14 protein-coding genes and 1 riboswitch are annotated in these 14,232 nt (G+C 65.5%); of the genes, 1 reads left to right on the top strand and 13 read right to left on the bottom strand.

Going from position 1 to position 14,232, the window contains the following annotated elements:
• Positions 1-7: 7 nt before the first annotated feature.
• From ACXAD2_RS14310 to miaB, 13 genes are all read right to left on the bottom strand, one after another.
• Entirely contained in the window at positions 8-919 is a 912-nt protein-coding gene (locus ACXAD2_RS14310) for a thioredoxin family protein (protein ID WP_066101992.1), read from the bottom strand.
• Between the two features lie 91 nt (positions 920-1,010).
• On the bottom strand, positions 1,011-1,697 hold the full coding sequence (locus ACXAD2_RS14305) for an endonuclease/exonuclease/phosphatase family protein (protein ID WP_066101995.1): 687 nt from the start codon (positions 1,695-1,697) through the stop codon (positions 1,011-1,013).
• Positions 1,698-1,708: 11 nt separating this feature from the next.
• A complete protein-coding gene (gene cls / locus ACXAD2_RS14300; protein WP_475171360.1) occupies positions 1,709-3,127 on the bottom strand; it encodes a cardiolipin synthase in 1,419 nt (472 codons plus the stop codon).
• 137 nt (positions 3,128-3,264) lie between these two features.
• Positions 3,265-4,053, bottom strand: a complete 789-nt coding sequence (locus tag ACXAD2_RS14295; protein ID WP_475171357.1) for an exodeoxyribonuclease III — start codon at positions 4,051-4,053, stop codon at positions 3,265-3,267.
• Positions 4,054-4,145: 92 nt separating this feature from the next.
• Positions 4,146-5,045: an EamA family transporter gene (locus ACXAD2_RS14290; protein WP_475171356.1), complete on the bottom strand. Its 900-nt coding sequence runs from the start codon at positions 5,043-5,045 to the stop codon at positions 4,146-4,148.
• 147 nt (positions 5,046-5,192) lie between these two features.
• Entirely contained in the window at positions 5,193-6,374 is a 1,182-nt protein-coding gene (gene metK, locus ACXAD2_RS14285) for a methionine adenosyltransferase (protein WP_475171355.1), read from the bottom strand.
• 3 nt (positions 6,375-6,377) lie between these two features.
• A riboswitch (SAM-SAH riboswitch) is annotated at positions 6,378-6,426 on the bottom strand.
• Positions 6,427-6,462: 36 nt separating this feature from the next.
• The gene (gene lnt, locus ACXAD2_RS14280; RefSeq protein ID WP_475171351.1) at positions 6,463-8,028 is read right to left on the bottom strand and encodes an apolipoprotein N-acyltransferase; all 1,566 of its coding nucleotides are present in this window, start codon (positions 8,026-8,028) and stop codon (positions 6,463-6,465) included.
• Positions 8,021-8,995, bottom strand: a complete 975-nt coding sequence (locus ACXAD2_RS14275; RefSeq protein ID WP_475171348.1) for a hemolysin family protein — start codon at positions 8,993-8,995, stop codon at positions 8,021-8,023. The genes lnt and ACXAD2_RS14275 overlap by 8 nt, the downstream gene beginning before the upstream one ends.
• 23 nt (positions 8,996-9,018) lie before the next feature.
• Positions 9,019-9,534, bottom strand: a complete 516-nt coding sequence (gene ybeY, locus ACXAD2_RS14270) for an rRNA maturation RNase YbeY (RefSeq protein ID WP_475171345.1) — start codon at positions 9,532-9,534, stop codon at positions 9,019-9,021.
• Positions 9,535-9,613: 79 nt separating this feature from the next.
• On the bottom strand, positions 9,614-10,594 hold the full coding sequence (locus ACXAD2_RS14265) for a PhoH family protein (protein WP_164181023.1): 981 nt from the start codon (positions 10,592-10,594) through the stop codon (positions 9,614-9,616).
• Between the two features lie 150 nt (positions 10,595-10,744).
• Entirely contained in the window at positions 10,745-11,056 is a 312-nt protein-coding gene (locus ACXAD2_RS14260) for a hypothetical protein (RefSeq protein ID WP_066102016.1), read from the bottom strand.
• 13 nt (positions 11,057-11,069) lie between these two features.
• A complete protein-coding gene (locus ACXAD2_RS14255; protein WP_224899794.1) occupies positions 11,070-11,681 on the bottom strand; it encodes an OmpA family protein in 612 nt (203 codons plus the stop codon).
• A 261-nt stretch (positions 11,682-11,942) separates the two neighbouring features.
• Positions 11,943-13,250: a tRNA (N6-isopentenyl adenosine(37)-C2)-methylthiotransferase MiaB gene (gene miaB / locus ACXAD2_RS14250; RefSeq protein ID WP_475171338.1), complete on the bottom strand. Its 1,308-nt coding sequence runs from the start codon at positions 13,248-13,250 to the stop codon at positions 11,943-11,945.
• 112 nt (positions 13,251-13,362) lie between these two features.
• On the opposite strand from miaB, the gene ACXAD2_RS14245 reads away from it, so the two are divergent.
• Positions 13,363-14,232, top strand: coding sequence for a hypothetical protein (locus ACXAD2_RS14245; RefSeq protein WP_475171335.1), 870 nt, complete (start codon positions 13,363-13,365; stop codon positions 14,230-14,232).

The raw sequence follows: 14,232 nt of genomic DNA, 5'->3' as shown, positions 1-14,232 counted from the left end.
GCGGCGCTCAGGCAAATATCATCGAGCTAAGTTTACGACGCCCGTTGAGAACAACCGGATCGTTCGGCTTCAGCGCCTCGAAGATGGTGAAAAGCTGCGCCTTGGCGGCACCGTCGTTCCACTCGCGGTCGCGGCGGAAAAGCTCCAGCAGCTGGGTCACCGCGTCTTCGGTCTCGCCATGGGCATAGAGCGCCTGCGCCAGATCGAAACGGGCCTGCAGGTCCGCCGGGTCGGCCTCGACCTTCGCGGTCAGTTCGGCGACCGGGCCGGCGTTGCTGGCCTGTTTGGCAAGCTCGATCTTGGCATGGGCCGCTTCCAGCTCAGGCGCTTTGGAGATCTCGACCGGCGCGCCATTGAGCACGGCTTCGGCCTGATCGAGGTCGTCGAGCGCGAGATAGCAGGACACCAGACCGGCATAGGCCTTGGCGTTTTGCGGGTCTTCTTCGAGGATCGCGGCAAAGACCTGCGCGGCGTCGGCAGCGGCGCCCTGCTCCAGCATCTCTTCTGCGGTGGCGATCGCCTCATCGAGCCCGCCCGACGCATCACCGCCCGAGGCCTGCACCACGCGGTCGATGAAGCTCTTCAGTTCCGACGGCGGCAGCGCGCCCTGAAAGCCGTCGATCGGCTGGCCCTTGTAGAAGGCATAGACCGTGGGGATCGACTGGATGCGCAGCTGACCGGCGATCATCTGTGCCTCGTCGACGTTGACCTTGGCCATTTTCACCGCGCCCTTGGCCTCGGTGACGGCGGCTTCCAGCGCCGGTCCAAGCTGCTTGCACGGGCCGCACCAAGGCGCCCAGAAATCCACGATGACAGGCACTTCCTGCGAGGCGTCAATCACCTCTGCCATGAAGTCGGCTTCGCTGACGTCCTTGATGAGATCGGCCTTGGGGGCCTCGGTCTTGCCCAGTTCCAGCATGCTGTGTCCTCCGCTGCGGCGGTTTGCTTGGCGTGTTACATGGCGCAGGCGGGGGCGCGATGCAAGGGCGCGGCCCCCTGCCCGCCGCCGCTCAGGCGTGGCGGGTCAGCTCTGCCCAGATCGGAAGATGGTCCGAGGCGCGCCGCGCAGCGCCCGACTGTTCGACCCCGGCCGCATGCAGCGTCAGGCTGCTGCCATAGGCCACGCCATCGAGCGCGACGAAGGGTCGCGAGGCGTGATAACTGCGGCCCGGCAGGGTCAGCGTGAAGTCGCGCTCCCACGGCTCATAGCCGCGCACGTCGGACCATTCGTTGAAATCGCCGAAGATGGCCGCCTCGGCGCGCAGATCGCCCAGGTGATCCCGAATTTCCGACATCTGCTTGAGCCGGTAGCGGCGCAGCAACCCAAGGTGAGCGCCCACGACGTTCACCCCCTCGACCCGCGCCATGACAGCGCCGCGCGGCTCTAGCCCCGGCAGTTCGATGCGCGCGGTCTGGGTGACCTCTAGCCCCCTGCGCACAAAGATCGCATTGCCGTGCCAGCCGAGGCTGACCTCATTGCGCGCCAGCGGCACCACTTCATAGTCGGTCTCTTGCGCGATCAGAAAACGCGGGATGGCCGCGGGGCGCGGACCAAGCCGCAGGTCGGCCTCCTGCAGCACCACAACGTCGGCGTCGATCTGCCCCAGAACCTGCAGGATGCGCGCCGGATCGCGGCGGCGGTCGATCCCCATGGCCTTGCGGATGTTGTAGCTTGCGATCTTCAGCGGGGCACTCATACGGGTCTTCCTCAGAGGATTGGCGCCAGCAGCCGGGCGAAAGGCGCGGCCAGACGGATCCAGCGCGGGTGTTCGCTCAGTGGCTTCTCCATGATGTAGGCGCTGGTGAAATCAGCCTCCAGCATCTTTGCCACCCGCTGCGCGAAACCCCGGTCAAAAATCAGTGCCATTGTCTCGAAATTGAGCCGGAACGAGCGGTTATCCAGATTGGCCGACCCGACGGCCGCGAAATCATCATCAACCAGCACCACCTTTTGATGCACGAAGCCGCCCTTGTAGCGCAGCACCTCGACGCCCGCGGCGCGCACCTCGTCGAAAAACGCATGCGCGGCCAGCCACGGCAGGTAGTGGTCGATGCTGTCGGGCACCAGCACCTTCACGTCGCAGCCGCGCAGCGCGGCGCAGACCAGCGCCGAGAGCACATCCTGGTCCGGCACGAAATAGGGCGAGGCGATCCACACCCGTTCGCGCGCTTCGGCCATGGCGGAGATGAAGAACATCGCGCCGGTGTCCATGTCGTCGGCGGGTCCGGTGGGCAGCACCAGCCCGGTCAGGTCCTCGGGCGCGCGGTCGGGGCGCCAGTTGAGCTCTTCGCCGATGCTTTCCAGCGTGGCCCAGTGCCAGTCTTCGGCAAAGACCAGTTGCAACTGCGCCACCATCGGGCCGCGCAGGTGCAGATGCGTGTCGCGCCACGGCCCGAAAGAGGGGTTCTTGCCAAGGTAGTCGTCCTTGACGTTGTGACCGCCGATAAACCCCTCATGGCCGTCGATGATCACCGTCTTGCGGTGGTTGCGGAAGTTGATCTGAAAGCGCGACGTGGGCCCCGGCGCATTCTTTGGGTCGACCACCTGCACCCCCGCCTCGCGCAGCCGCGTCAGATAGCCGCCGGGCAGACCGTAGCTGCCGACACCGTCGAAGATCAGCCGCACCGAGACGCCGCGCTGCGCGGCGGCGATCATGTGGTCGGCCAGCTCGTCGCCCAGATCATCGTCGGCGATCGTGTAGAACTGCACCAGAAGGTAGTTATGCGCCCGGTCGATGGCGGCAAAGACAGCGTCGAAGGTCTCGGAGCCATCGACCAGAAGATCGGCCGAGTTGCCCCCGACCACCGGCATCGCCGCCAGCTTCTCGAAAGCGTGGTAACGGGCCGGATCGCTGTTGTCGGGCGGGTAATGCGCGCAGAAGGCATCAAGCTCGCGGCGCACCCTGCGGCTGCTCCGGCGGGTGATGCGGTAGCCGCGGAGCTTGTGCTGACCGAAAAAGAGATAGGACGGCAGCGCGAACCACGGCGCCGCCAGCAGGAAGACGGTCCAAGCCGCTGCGCCCTGCGGCGTGCGCGCCGTCGAGACCGCGCGCCAGACGGCGTAGGCCACCGCCAGCGGCAGGAGCACCGCCAGAACGACGGCAAAAATCGTGGTGTTGGAGCCCATGCGCGCTCTCCGCTGTTGCGCGCCGGAGAGTGTCTACCGGCCCGCCTCAACCAGAGCGCATCGAGAATTGTTCCGCAAGTGCCCGGCCTTGCAGCAGCCGGGCACGGAAATTTATCGCTTGGGTCTCAGAGATCGCCTCAGAGATCGAAGGTGGCGAAGACCGGCGCGTGATCCGACGGTTTCTCCCAGCCGCGCGCGATGCGCAGCACCCGCGAGCCGTGTCCGGCACTCGCGATATCCGGCGTCGCCCAGACGTGATCGAGCCGCCGCCCCTTGTCCGCCGCATCCCAGTCGCGCGCGCGGTAGGACCACCACGAATAGAGCAGCCCCTCGGGGATGTCCTGCCGGGTGATGTCGACCCATTTGCCCGCGTCCTGCACCTGCGCCAGTTGCTCGACCTCGATGGGCGTGTGCGAGACCACTTTGAGCAGCTTCTTGTGGCTCCAGACGTCGTCCTCACGCGGGGCGATGTTGAGATCGCCCACGAGGATGGATTTCTGCGGTGCCTCGGCGTGGAACCAGTCGCGCATCTCGGTGAGGTAGTCGAGCTTTTGCCCGAACTTCACGTTCACCTCGCGGTCGGGCTCGTCGCCGCCTGCGGGCACATAGAAGTTCTGGATGGTCACGCCGTTCTCCAGCGTCGCCGAGACGTGGCGGGCATGGCCAAGCGCGGCGAAATCGCGGTCGCCGGCATCGACGATGGGCAGCTTCGACAGGATCGCCACGCCGTTGTAGCCCTTTTGCCCGCGCGCCACGATGTGGTGATAGCCAAGCGCCGCGAATTGCTCGAGCGGGATTTTCTCCACCGGGCTCTTGGTCTCCTGCAAACACAGCACGTCCGGCCCTTCCTCGGCCAGCAGCTTGAGGACGATGGGCTCGCGCAGGCGGACCGAGTTGATGTTCCAGGTGGCAAGGGTGAAGGACATGAGGCGGGCTCCTTTTCTGGCGCGGAAAATGTCAGCCTGCCGGGACGGGCGCAACCCGGATCCCGGCGTTATGGCCCACCCGGAGCATCGCTTTAGAGCACAAGCGCGAGGATCAGCACCGACAGGCACAAAAACCCGATGCCGGTGAGTTCGCGCCGCGTGATGCGCTCCTTGAAGAACAGCGCCGAGGCCATGAGCGAGAACACCAGTTCGACCTGCCCCAATGCCTGAACATAGGCGGCGGTCTGCAGGGTGAAGGCGGTGAACCACGACAGGCTTCCGGCCATGGAGGTGAGGCCGAGCCAGAGCGCCGTGCGCCGTGCCGCCCAGACGGCGGTGATCTGCCCCGGCTCGAAGACCCGCAGCCAGAGCGCCATGCCGATGGCCTGAGACACCACGACGCAGACCAGCGTGACACCGGCGCGCAGGAACGGCGCGTCCGAGGCGATCTCCAGCGAAGCGCCGCGGTAGCCCACGCCCGACACCGCAAAGAACATCCCCGAGGCCAGCCCCAAGGCCACCGCCCGGCTGCCCATACGGCGCAGCAGCCCGCCCGGTCCCGGCGTGTCCGACAGCAGCAGCACCCCGACGAGGCCGATCAGGATCGCACCCCAACCGGCAGCCGAGATATGCTCTCCCAGCACCAAAAGGCCGAGCAGCGCGGTCTGGATCACCTCGGTCTTCTTGAAGGTGATGCCCACGGCGAAGTTGCGCTGCCGGAACAGCGCCACGACACAGACCGTGGCGAGGACCTGTCCAAGCGCGCCGAAAAGCGCATAGGCCCAGAACAGCGGGCTCAGATCCGGCCAGCCCTGCCCGGTTCCGACGAGGTACCCGCCGACCACCAGCACCGCCGCTGGCGCGGCATAGGCGAAGCGCGCGAAGGTCGAACTGGTGGCGGTGAGCGCGCCGCCGCTCAGCACCTTGTGCAGCATGAAGCGCAGGGTCTGAAAGAAGGCCGCGCTGAGGGTGACGATGATCCATAAATCCATGGCGCTGCCATGGCATGCGGCGAGAGGATTGACCATAGGTCAGCGCCGGACCGCGAAACGGGCCGGAGGTTTCCCACCGGCCCGTCGCGTGACAGCCAAATTCGACGTATCGAATTTGCAAATCTCTTCGAAGAGATTTGCCCGGCCTCAGACCTCGCTCTTCAGCGCCTCTGCCAGATCGGTGCGCTCCCACGAGAAGCCGCCGTCGGCATCGGGCGCGCGGCCAAAGTGGCCATAAGCTGCGGTGCGCTCGTAGATCGGCTTGTTGAGGTCGAGATGGGTCCGGATGCCGCGCGGCGTCAGGTCCATGACCTTGGGGATCGCCCGCTCGATCGCCTCGGCGGCCAGATCGCCCGTGCCATGGGTGTCGACGTAGATCGACAGCGGCTTGGCCACACCGATGGCGTAGGACAGCTGCACCGTGCAGCGGTCGGCGAGCCCGGCGGCCACGACGTTCTTGGCCAGATAGCGCGCCGCATAAGCCGCAGACCGGTCGACCTTGCTGGGGTCCTTGCCCGAGAAGGCACCGCCGCCATGCGGGGCGGCCCCGCCATAGGTGTCGACGATGATCTTGCGGCCCGTCAGACCCGCATCCCCGTCAGGTCCGCCGATGACGAACTTGCCGGTGGGGTTCACCCACCATTCGGTCTCGGGCGAGATCCAGCCCTCGGGCAGGGTCTTGCGGATGTAGGGCTCGACGATGGCGCGGATGTCGTCCGAGCTTTGCCCCTCGTCGCTGTGCTGGGTCGAGAGCACGATCTGCGTCACGCCCACCGGCTTGCCATCCTTGTAGCGGACGGTGACCTGGCTCTTGGCGTCCGGTCCGAGCATCGGCTCGGCGCCGGTTTTGCGCGCCTCGGCCAGCCGCTTGAGGATGGCGTGCGAGTAGAGGATCGGCGCCGGCATCAGTTCCGGCGTTTCGTTCGTGGCGTAGCCGAACATGATGCCCTGATCGCCCGCGCCCTCGTCACGGTTGCCACCGCCGGTCACACCCTGCGCGATATGCGCCGACTGCTCGTGCAGCAGGTTGGTGATCTCGACGGTCTCGTGGTGGAACTTGTCCTGCTCGTAGCCGATATCTTTGATGCAGGCCCGCACGATGTCAGGGATGTGCGCCATGTAATCGTGCAGCTTGTCCTGATCGGTCAGACCGATCTCGCCGCCGATCACCACGCGGTTGGTGGTGGCGAAGGTTTCGCAGGCGACGCGCGCCAGCGGGTCCTCTGCCAGCAGCGCGTCAAGCACCGCATCGGAAATCCGGTCGCACACCTTGTCGGGGTGCCCTTCGGAGACCGATTCCGAAGTGAAGATATAGTTCTGTCGGGACATAAGCGCTCCATTAGGTACCAGCTGTCACGCCAGGAAGCCGTTGTGACAGGGATATGAAGCCTCTCGCTACGCCCCTGAGAAAGCGGCGTCAATCCAAATTGCGCCGACGCGGCCAGAAGGCCCAGAGCATCAGCAGCGCCAGAACCCCCAGAAGCGGCAGGTCTCCGGTGCGGCTGTAGAGCGTGACGCGCAGCGGCGGCGGCAGGCGGGCGTCAAGGAAGCCTGCCTCGTTCAGCGGCAGTTCCTCCAGCACCCGCCCTGCCCCGTCGATCACCGCCGAGACGCCGGTATTGGCCGCGCGCACCATCGGCAGCCCCTGCTCGATCGTGCGGATGCGGGCCTGCGCGAGATGCTGGTACGGCCCCGAGAAGCTGCCGAACCACGCGTCATTGGTGATCTGCAGCAGCAGATCGGGTCGCGCGGCGGCACGCAGGTCCTGCGGGAACACCGCCTCATAGCAGATCAGCGGCAGCGCGTGGCCCATGGCCCCGCCAAGATCGAGCAGTTCCGGCCCCGGCCCGGCGGCATATCCGCCCTCGGCACGGGCGGCGAGACCGCTGATATTGATGCGGCGGAACAGCCACTTGAAGGGCATATATTCGCCGAAGGGCACGAGGTGGTGCTTGTCGTAGACAGCCTCGACCTTTGGCCCCTGAGAGATCAGCGCCAGCGAGTTATAGTAGTCGAGCCCTTCGCTGCGCTGGATGCCCAGAACCACCCGCGCGGGCAGCGCCGCATCGGTGATGACCCGCAGCGCGTCCTCGGCGTTTTCCAGCAGCGTCGGCACGGCGGTCTCGGGCCAGACGATCAGATCGGGACGCGGCAGGCCCTGTTTGGCCGGAGCGGCGGTGTAATCCACCTGCCGCTCGAAAAAGAGCGGGATATAATCGCGGTTCCATTTCTGGGTCTGCGCGGCGTTGGGCTGGACGAGCCGGACCACCGGCCGCTGCGCCAAATCCTGCAGCGGCGGCAGCAGTTGCGCGCCCCCAACCAGCAAAGCCGCCAGCACGGCCGCAGCGGCGCCTGCAGATGCCAGCGCGCCACGCAGCCCGCGCGCGGCCAAGGCCGCCAGGGCGAGCGTCACGAGGGTGAGCCCGTAAGAGCCGATCACAGAGACCCATTGAATGGCCGAGGTCGGCTCCCAGAGGTAGCCCACCATCGCCCACGGAAAGCCGGTGAAGACAAAGCCGCGCAGCAGTTCTGCCAGCGTCCATGTCACCACCAGCGCAAAGAGCGGGCGGCGCGGTGCCTGCGCAGCGCCCCAGAAGGCCACGCCCCAGAACAGCGCCAGCCCGGCGGCCATCAGCACCAGTGCGAAAGGCGCCATCCACGCGGTCGTCGCCGCGTCTACTTGAAAGGGTTCGGTCAGCCAGTTCAGCGCCAGGCCGAAATAGCCGGTCCCCGTGGCCCAGCCCACCGCAAGCGCGGCGCGGGGCGTGCGCTGCAGGGCAAAGAGCGCCATCGAGAGCACCAGACCGGCAAGCGCCAGATACCAAAGGTCCCAAGGCGCCTGCCCCAGAGCCATCAGCCCGCCGCAGAGCAGCGCCGGGATCAGCCGCGTCCGACCGGTCAGCACGCGCAAACCAAGGGGCGCCGGATCACGCCGCCGCCCCAGTTTACTCTCATCGGCTCCGGAAGCCCGCGTGTCAGCCACGCCCGGCCCCTGCTTCGCTGCCATTCACCTGTTGCGGCGCCTCGGGCTTGGCCGGAGGCAGCAGCGCCGGTGCGGGGGTCGCAATCGTGCCCTCGGGCAGCGGCGGACGCACCCGCAGCCGCTTGATGCGGCGCGGATCGGCGTCGACCACCTCGAAATCGATGCCGTCGGGATGGGGGATCACCTCGCCGCGCGCGGGCACATGCCCGGCCAGCATGAAGACCAGCCCGCCCAGCGTGTCGATCTCTTCCTCGTCGATCTCTTCGGGATCGGTGAGCGCCAGCCCGGTCTCGGCCTCGAACTCTTCGAGTGGCGTTTTGGCCAGCGCCAGCCAGCTGCCCGCCTTCTCGCGGAAGAAGTTGCGGCCCTCGGCGGTGTCGTGCTCGTCCTCGATCTCACCGATCACCTGTTCGATCAGGTCCTCGATGGTCACGAGCCCGTCGACCCCGCCGTATTCGTCGATCACCAGAGCCATATGGCGACGCTCGGTCTGCATCTTGGTGAGCAGAACCCCCAGCGGCATCGACGGCGGCACAAAAAGCAGCGGGCGCAGCATCTTCTTCATGTCGAAGTCTTCGCCGTGGCCGTTGAACCCGTGCAGCAGGGCAAAATCCTTGAGGTGCACCATGCCCACAGGCGTATCGAGCGTGCCGGAATAGACCGGCAGGCGGGTCATCCCGCTGTCGCGGAACACCGCCACAAGCTCGTCCTGGGTGAGGGTGTCTGGCACGGCGACGATTTCCGCCTTGGGAATCACCACATCCTCCACGCGCATACGGCGGAGGTTCATCATGCCATGCGTCGGCCGCTCATGGGCTGCCAAGATATCCTGCTCCGGATCGCCATCTTCGTCCATGCCATTGGCACGGTTGGAGAAAATGCGCTTAAAAAAGCCCGGAGGCCGTTCAATCTGCTCGTTTTCCTGCGCGCTGTGCGCTGCGTTAGACGAGTTGTCGTTATCTCCCATCGGTCCTTGTGATCCTGTTTCTCTCAGATGTCAGAGGAATATGGGTCCGCGATACCCATTTTGCCAAGTATTTCCGTCTCAATATTTTCCATCAGCGTCGCATCGCCGTCGCGCACGTGATCATAGCCCAGAAGATGCAAGGTTCCATGAACGACAAGATGGGTCACATGCTCGGCGAAGGGCTTGCCCGCCGCCTGTGCCTCGCGCGCGCAGGTCTCATAGGCGATGGCAAGATCACCAAGCTCGGTGGCGAAGGGCCCCGCTTCGGCCTCGGGCAGATCGGGGGTCGCGCCCTCGGCCTCGGCGCCGCGCTCTTCGGAGGGCCATGAAAGCACATTGGTCGGCGTGGGCTTTTCGCGGAATTCGGCGTTCAACTCGGCGATGCGGGCATCGTCGCAGGCCAGAACCGCGATCTCAAAGCCGTCCGGATCAAGCCCGAGGTGATCGAGCGCCGCGCGGGCCGCGGTTTCGGCGAGATCCTCGAGGCCCGCCGCCTCCCAGCGGTCGTCTTCAAGGATGGTGTCGGTGAGCTGTGCCATGGGTGACGCCTCTTGAGGGCCGGGGGCGCTGCCCCCGGACCCCCGGGATATTCTTCTCTAGACGAAGAGAGGGGACGGTTCAGGCCCCGCTTTCCGCGTCCTTGTCGTAGGCGTCGATGATCTTGGCCACAAGGGGGTGGCGCACCACATCCGCTGCGGTGAAATAATTGAAGCTGATGTCGGGGATGTGGTTCAGCAGACGCTCGGCGTCACGCAGACCCGACTGCACGCCGCGCGGCAGGTCAACCTGACTGCGGTCACCGGTGATCACCATGCGGCTGCCCTCGCCGAGACGGGTGAGGAACATCTTCATCTGCATGGTTGTGGCGTTCTGCGCCTCGTCGAGCACGACGAAGGCATTGGCCAGCGTGCGGCCGCGCATGAAGGCCAGCGGCGCGATCTCGATGGTCTTTTCCTCCATCATCTTCGCCAGCTGCTTGCCGGGCAGGAAGTCGTTCAGCGCGTCATAGAGCGGCTGCATGTAGGGATCGACCTTATCCTTCATGTCGCCGGGCAGATAGCCGAGCTTCTCGCCCGCCTCGACCGCCGGGCGGCTGAGGATGATCTTGTCGACCTGTCCGGTGATGAAGAGATTCACGCCCACGGCAACCGCGAGATAGGTCTTGCCGGTGCCCGCCGGGCCGATGCCAAAGCCAAGCTCATGCTCGAAGAGCGCGCGCACATAGGCCTTCTGCGCATCGGTGCGCGGCTCGATGAGCTTCTTGCGGGTCTTGATCTCGACCTTGCCGCCCGAGAACATCTCAAGCTGGCTTTCCGGCTCGCTCTCCTCGGGGGCGAGACGGAACTCGCGGTCGATGTCACCGCGGCCGACGCTGCGGCCCTGTTCGAGCCGCTGGTAGAGGGCGTTAAGCACCTCGCGCGCGGCGTCCTGCGCTTCGGCCGGACCGTGTAGCGCCAGTTGGTTGCCACGGCGAAGAATCTGCACGCCGGTGCGGGTCTCGATGTCGGTGAGGTTTCGGTCGTATTCGCCGCACAGATCGATGAGGAGGCGATTGTCCGGGAATTCCAGGATGGCTTCGGTCAGGATGCCTGTGTTCACGCATGTCTCCTGCGCTTGAGTGCATCTTCATGGTGCCAAGGCGTGGGGGCTCAGGTCAAGCAGCTTTGGCCCGGCACCGGGAGGAAAGAAGCAAAACGGCCGCGCGGTGAGCACCGCGCGGCCGTTGGCATTGGTATGTGGGAGCGCCGCTCAGAGCGGGTCTCCGATCACCGAAGTGGCGCCCTGCTTGAAGTCGCCGGTGGCCACGGTCGGTGGGGCGACGCCGGAACAGACCGGCTTGCCGTATTTGTCGAGACGGCGGGCCAGATAGCCCTCGACGCCGTCGTCGGCGATCCAGTTGTCGCAGCCGTCGGGATCGACCCAGACGCCCCAGCGAATCTGCGAAAGATCGTTGCGGTCGATCAGGTTGCGGTCGGCGCTCTTGTCCGGACCGATCGGCACGTCACAGGCGGCGAGCGCAGAAGCGGCGAGGAGCCCGAAGGCGAGTTTTGCGAAGTTCATTCTGCCAGCCCCCTCAGCGCACGCACAGGATTTCGACGCGGCGGTTCTTCGCCATGCCTTCGGCGGTGCGGTTGCTCGCCACCGGATAATTCTCGCCATAGCCGCGCACGTCGATCACCCGCGCGCCGCTGGCATTGGCCACGGCCGCGACCGAATTGGCACGGTTCAGGCTGAGGCGATCATTATAGGCATTGCTGGCCCGCGCGTCGGTGTGGCCGACGATGATGTAGCCAAAGGCTTTCGAGTCGCGGAAGAACTCCTCGAGCCGGTAGCGGCTCTGCGGATAGATCTTGTAGCTGTCGGTGGCGAAATACTGATCCGCCTTGAGCGTGCCGCAGATGTTGATCTCGTGGCAGACCGGACGCCCGTCACGGGTCACGCGCGAGACCGCATAGCCTTCGGCCCCGTCGTCCATGACCCAGATCTCGCAGCCGTCGGGCGACAGCGAGATGCCCGGAATATACTGCTGCCCACGGATCGTGCGGGTGTTCTGCGTCGAGATCACCGGAGTGTTGTAACCTTCCGCGGCCGAGGCCGCCGGGGCGGCGATCCCGGTGAGGGCGAGCGCCGATACAGCTGCCACCCCCAGAACGCCGCGAAGGGCCTTGGAAAAGCGTTTCACCACAGCCTCTGTCCCCTTCAATCTGATACCCAATGAGACGAGGGGCGGCACATCCGGCCCTCCCCCCGCAAACCTATTACGGTTCGCGAGAGTATCAGCAATTTCTCGCCTGTGAAGGGAAAACCACCAGATATTGTGTCCGCAGTGACACCACCGAGGGCCCTGAGGCCGAACTGTCGCGGATCTGAGGTCAGTCAGCCAAGTTACCCCGGCCCTGTGACAAAAATACGCCGCATTTTCCGCGCCGGAGGGGGCGGGCGATGCTTACAGCAATTCGCCCTTCAGCGAGTTAGGGCCAGACTCGACGATGCGCACCCGGCGCAAATCGCCCGGCTGCAGCCCCTCGCCCATCACATGCACCGCATGCAGGTAGTCGGACTTGCCGCCCATCTGCCCCGGCAGGCGGCCCGGCTTCTCAAAAAGCACCCCGACCACGCGTCCGACCATCGCATCCTGCAGCGCGCGCTGCTGTTTGGTGAGCAGCGCCTGCAGGCGCTGCAAACGGTCGTCCTTTTCATCCTCGGGCACCTGCGGGCGCTCGGCTGCCGGCGTGCCGGGACGCTCGGAATATTTGAACGAGAAGGCCGAACCGTATTGCACCGCCTCGACAAGATCGAGCGTGGCCTGAAAATCCGCCTCGGTTTCTTCCGGGAAGCCGACGATGAAATCGCCCGACATATGCAGATCGGGGCGCGCGGCGCGCAGCCGCTCGATGAGCTTGAGATAGCTCTCGGCGGTGTGCTGGCGGTTCATCCGCTTGAGGATCTTGTCCGACCCCGCCTGCACCGGCAGGTGCAGATAGGGCATCAGCTTTTCAACCTCGCCATGGGCGGCGATCAGGTCATCGTCCATGTCGTTGGGATGCGAGGTGGTGAAGCGGATGCGCTCCAACCCGTCGATCTTCGCCAGATCGCGGATGATCCCGGCCAGCCCCTTGTCGTGACCGTGGTAGGCGTTGACGTTCTGCCCCAGCAGGGTGATCTCGCGCACGCCGCGCTCGACCAGATCGCGCGCCTCGGCCATCACCCGCTCGGCGGGACGCGACACCTCGGCACCGCGGGTATAGGGCACGACGCAGAAGGCGCAGAACTTGTCGCAGCCTTCCTGCACCGTCAGAAACGCGGTCGGGCCACGCTTTGCCTTGGGGCGCGACTTCAGCTTCTCGAATTTGTCTTCCTCGGGGAAATCGGTGTCGAGCGCCTTCACCCCTGCCCCGGCCTTCGCCTCCATCTCCGGCAGGCGGTGATAGCTCTGCGGGCCGACCACCAGATCAACCATGGGCTGGCGGCGGATGATTTCTTCGCCCTCGGCCTGCGCCACGCAGCCCGCAACGCCGATCTTGAGGTCAGGCTTCTCGGCCTTCAGCCCCTTGTAGCGGCCCAGTTCCGAATAGACCTTCTCGGCGGCCTTTTCGCGAATGTGGCAGGTGTTGAGCAGGATCATATCCGCGTCATCGGGGCTCTGCGTCTCCACATAGCCCTGACCGCCGAGCGCTTCGACCATGCGCTCGCTGTCGTAGACGTTCATCTGACAGCCATAGGTCTTGATGTAGAGCTTCTTGGGCTGGGACATGAGGGCGACTCCGGTTCCGCGGTTCAAGGCGTGCGCATACCGCAAACAGGCCCCGACTTGCAATGCATCCGCTTTTCCCCGACTGTCGCGAAAAACGCCGGGCAAAGAGCGGATGCAGTATAGCGGGTTGAATGAGGCGCTGAAACAGGGCGTGACCGGGTCGGGCAAGCGCCCGCTGGGGATGATCTTCTGCGAGGATCAGAGCGAGGTGAACACCACCGCGCGCCACCTGATGCAGCTTGGCTTTTCTCCGGTGCTGCTGTTCATGCCGCCGCATCTGACGCTGTCGCCGGATGTCGCCGAACGCACCGCACGTATCGATTTCGAGCCGCATCACCCCGGGGCCGTGCAGCGCGCCGTGAGCCGCGTCGCTGCCGCCGCGCCGGGGCGCTGGATGCACTACTGCTACAACGCCGAGTTCCTGTTCTATCCGTTCTGCGAGACGCGCAGCGTCGGCGAGATGCTTGCCTTCCACACCGAAGAGCGGCGCGATGCCATGCTCACCTATGTGGTCGATCTTTATGCCGGAGACCTGAAGCACGCGCCGGACGCGGTGTCGCTCGACGACGCGTGGCTGGATCGCTCGGGCTATTATGCGCTGGCGCGCAGCGATGTGCCGCGCGGCGGGGCGCCCAAGGAACGGCAACTGGATTTCTTCGGCGGGCTGCGCTGGCGCTACGAGGAGCATGTGCCGCCCGAGCGGCGCAAGATCGACCGGATCGCCCTCTTCCGTGCCAAGCGCGGGCTGGTGCTGCGCGAGGATCACACCTTCTCGGATGAGGAATACAACACCTACGCCTGTCCGTGGCACAACAACCTGACCGCTGCGCTGGCCTCATTCCGCACCGCCAAGGCGCTGAAACGAAATCCCGGCTCCAGCCACGACATCGCAAGCTTCCGCTGGCACAATTCGGCGCGTTTCGAATGGCACTCGCGGCAGCTGCTGGATCTGGGGCTGATGGAGCCGGGGCAGTGGTTCTGA

The sequence above is a fragment of the Salipiger sp. ABN3_019 genome, assembly GCF_056158605.1.
Note: the sequence above shows the minus strand (reverse complement) of the source record. Positions and strands in the feature narration are given on the sequence as shown.

Excerpts from the sequence above, each read along its gene's own strand:
- metK (WP_475171355.1), bottom strand. The coding sequence starts at position 6,374 with ATGTCCCGACAGAACTATATCTTCACTTCGGAATCGGTCTCCGAAGGG.
- ACXAD2_RS14260 (WP_066102016.1), bottom strand. The coding sequence starts at position 11,056 with ATGAACTTCGCAAAACTCGCCTTCGGGCTCCTCGCCGCTTCTGCGCTC.
- miaB (WP_475171338.1), bottom strand. The coding sequence starts at position 13,250 with ATGTCCCAGCCCAAGAAGCTCTACATCAAGACCTATGGCTGTCAGATG.
- ACXAD2_RS14305 (WP_066101995.1), bottom strand. The coding sequence starts at position 1,697 with ATGAGTGCCCCGCTGAAGATCGCAAGCTACAACATCCGCAAGGCCATG.
- ACXAD2_RS14295 (WP_475171357.1), bottom strand. The coding sequence starts at position 4,053 with ATGTCCTTCACCCTTGCCACCTGGAACATCAACTCGGTCCGCCTGCGC.
- ybeY (WP_475171345.1), bottom strand. The coding sequence starts at position 9,534 with ATGGCACAGCTCACCGACACCATCCTTGAAGACGACCGCTGGGAGGCG.
- ACXAD2_RS14275 (WP_475171348.1), bottom strand. The coding sequence starts at position 8,995 with ATGGGAGATAACGACAACTCGTCTAACGCAGCGCACAGCGCGCAGGAA.
- ACXAD2_RS14290 (WP_475171356.1), bottom strand. The coding sequence starts at position 5,045 with ATGGATTTATGGATCATCGTCACCCTCAGCGCGGCCTTCTTTCAGACC.
- ACXAD2_RS14245 (WP_475171335.1), top strand. The coding sequence starts at position 13,363 with ATGCAGTATAGCGGGTTGAATGAGGCGCTGAAACAGGGCGTGACCGGG.
- ACXAD2_RS14310 (WP_066101992.1), bottom strand. The coding sequence starts at position 919 with ATGCTGGAACTGGGCAAGACCGAGGCCCCCAAGGCCGATCTCATCAAG.
- cls (WP_475171360.1), bottom strand. The coding sequence starts at position 3,127 with ATGGGCTCCAACACCACGATTTTTGCCGTCGTTCTGGCGGTGCTCCTG.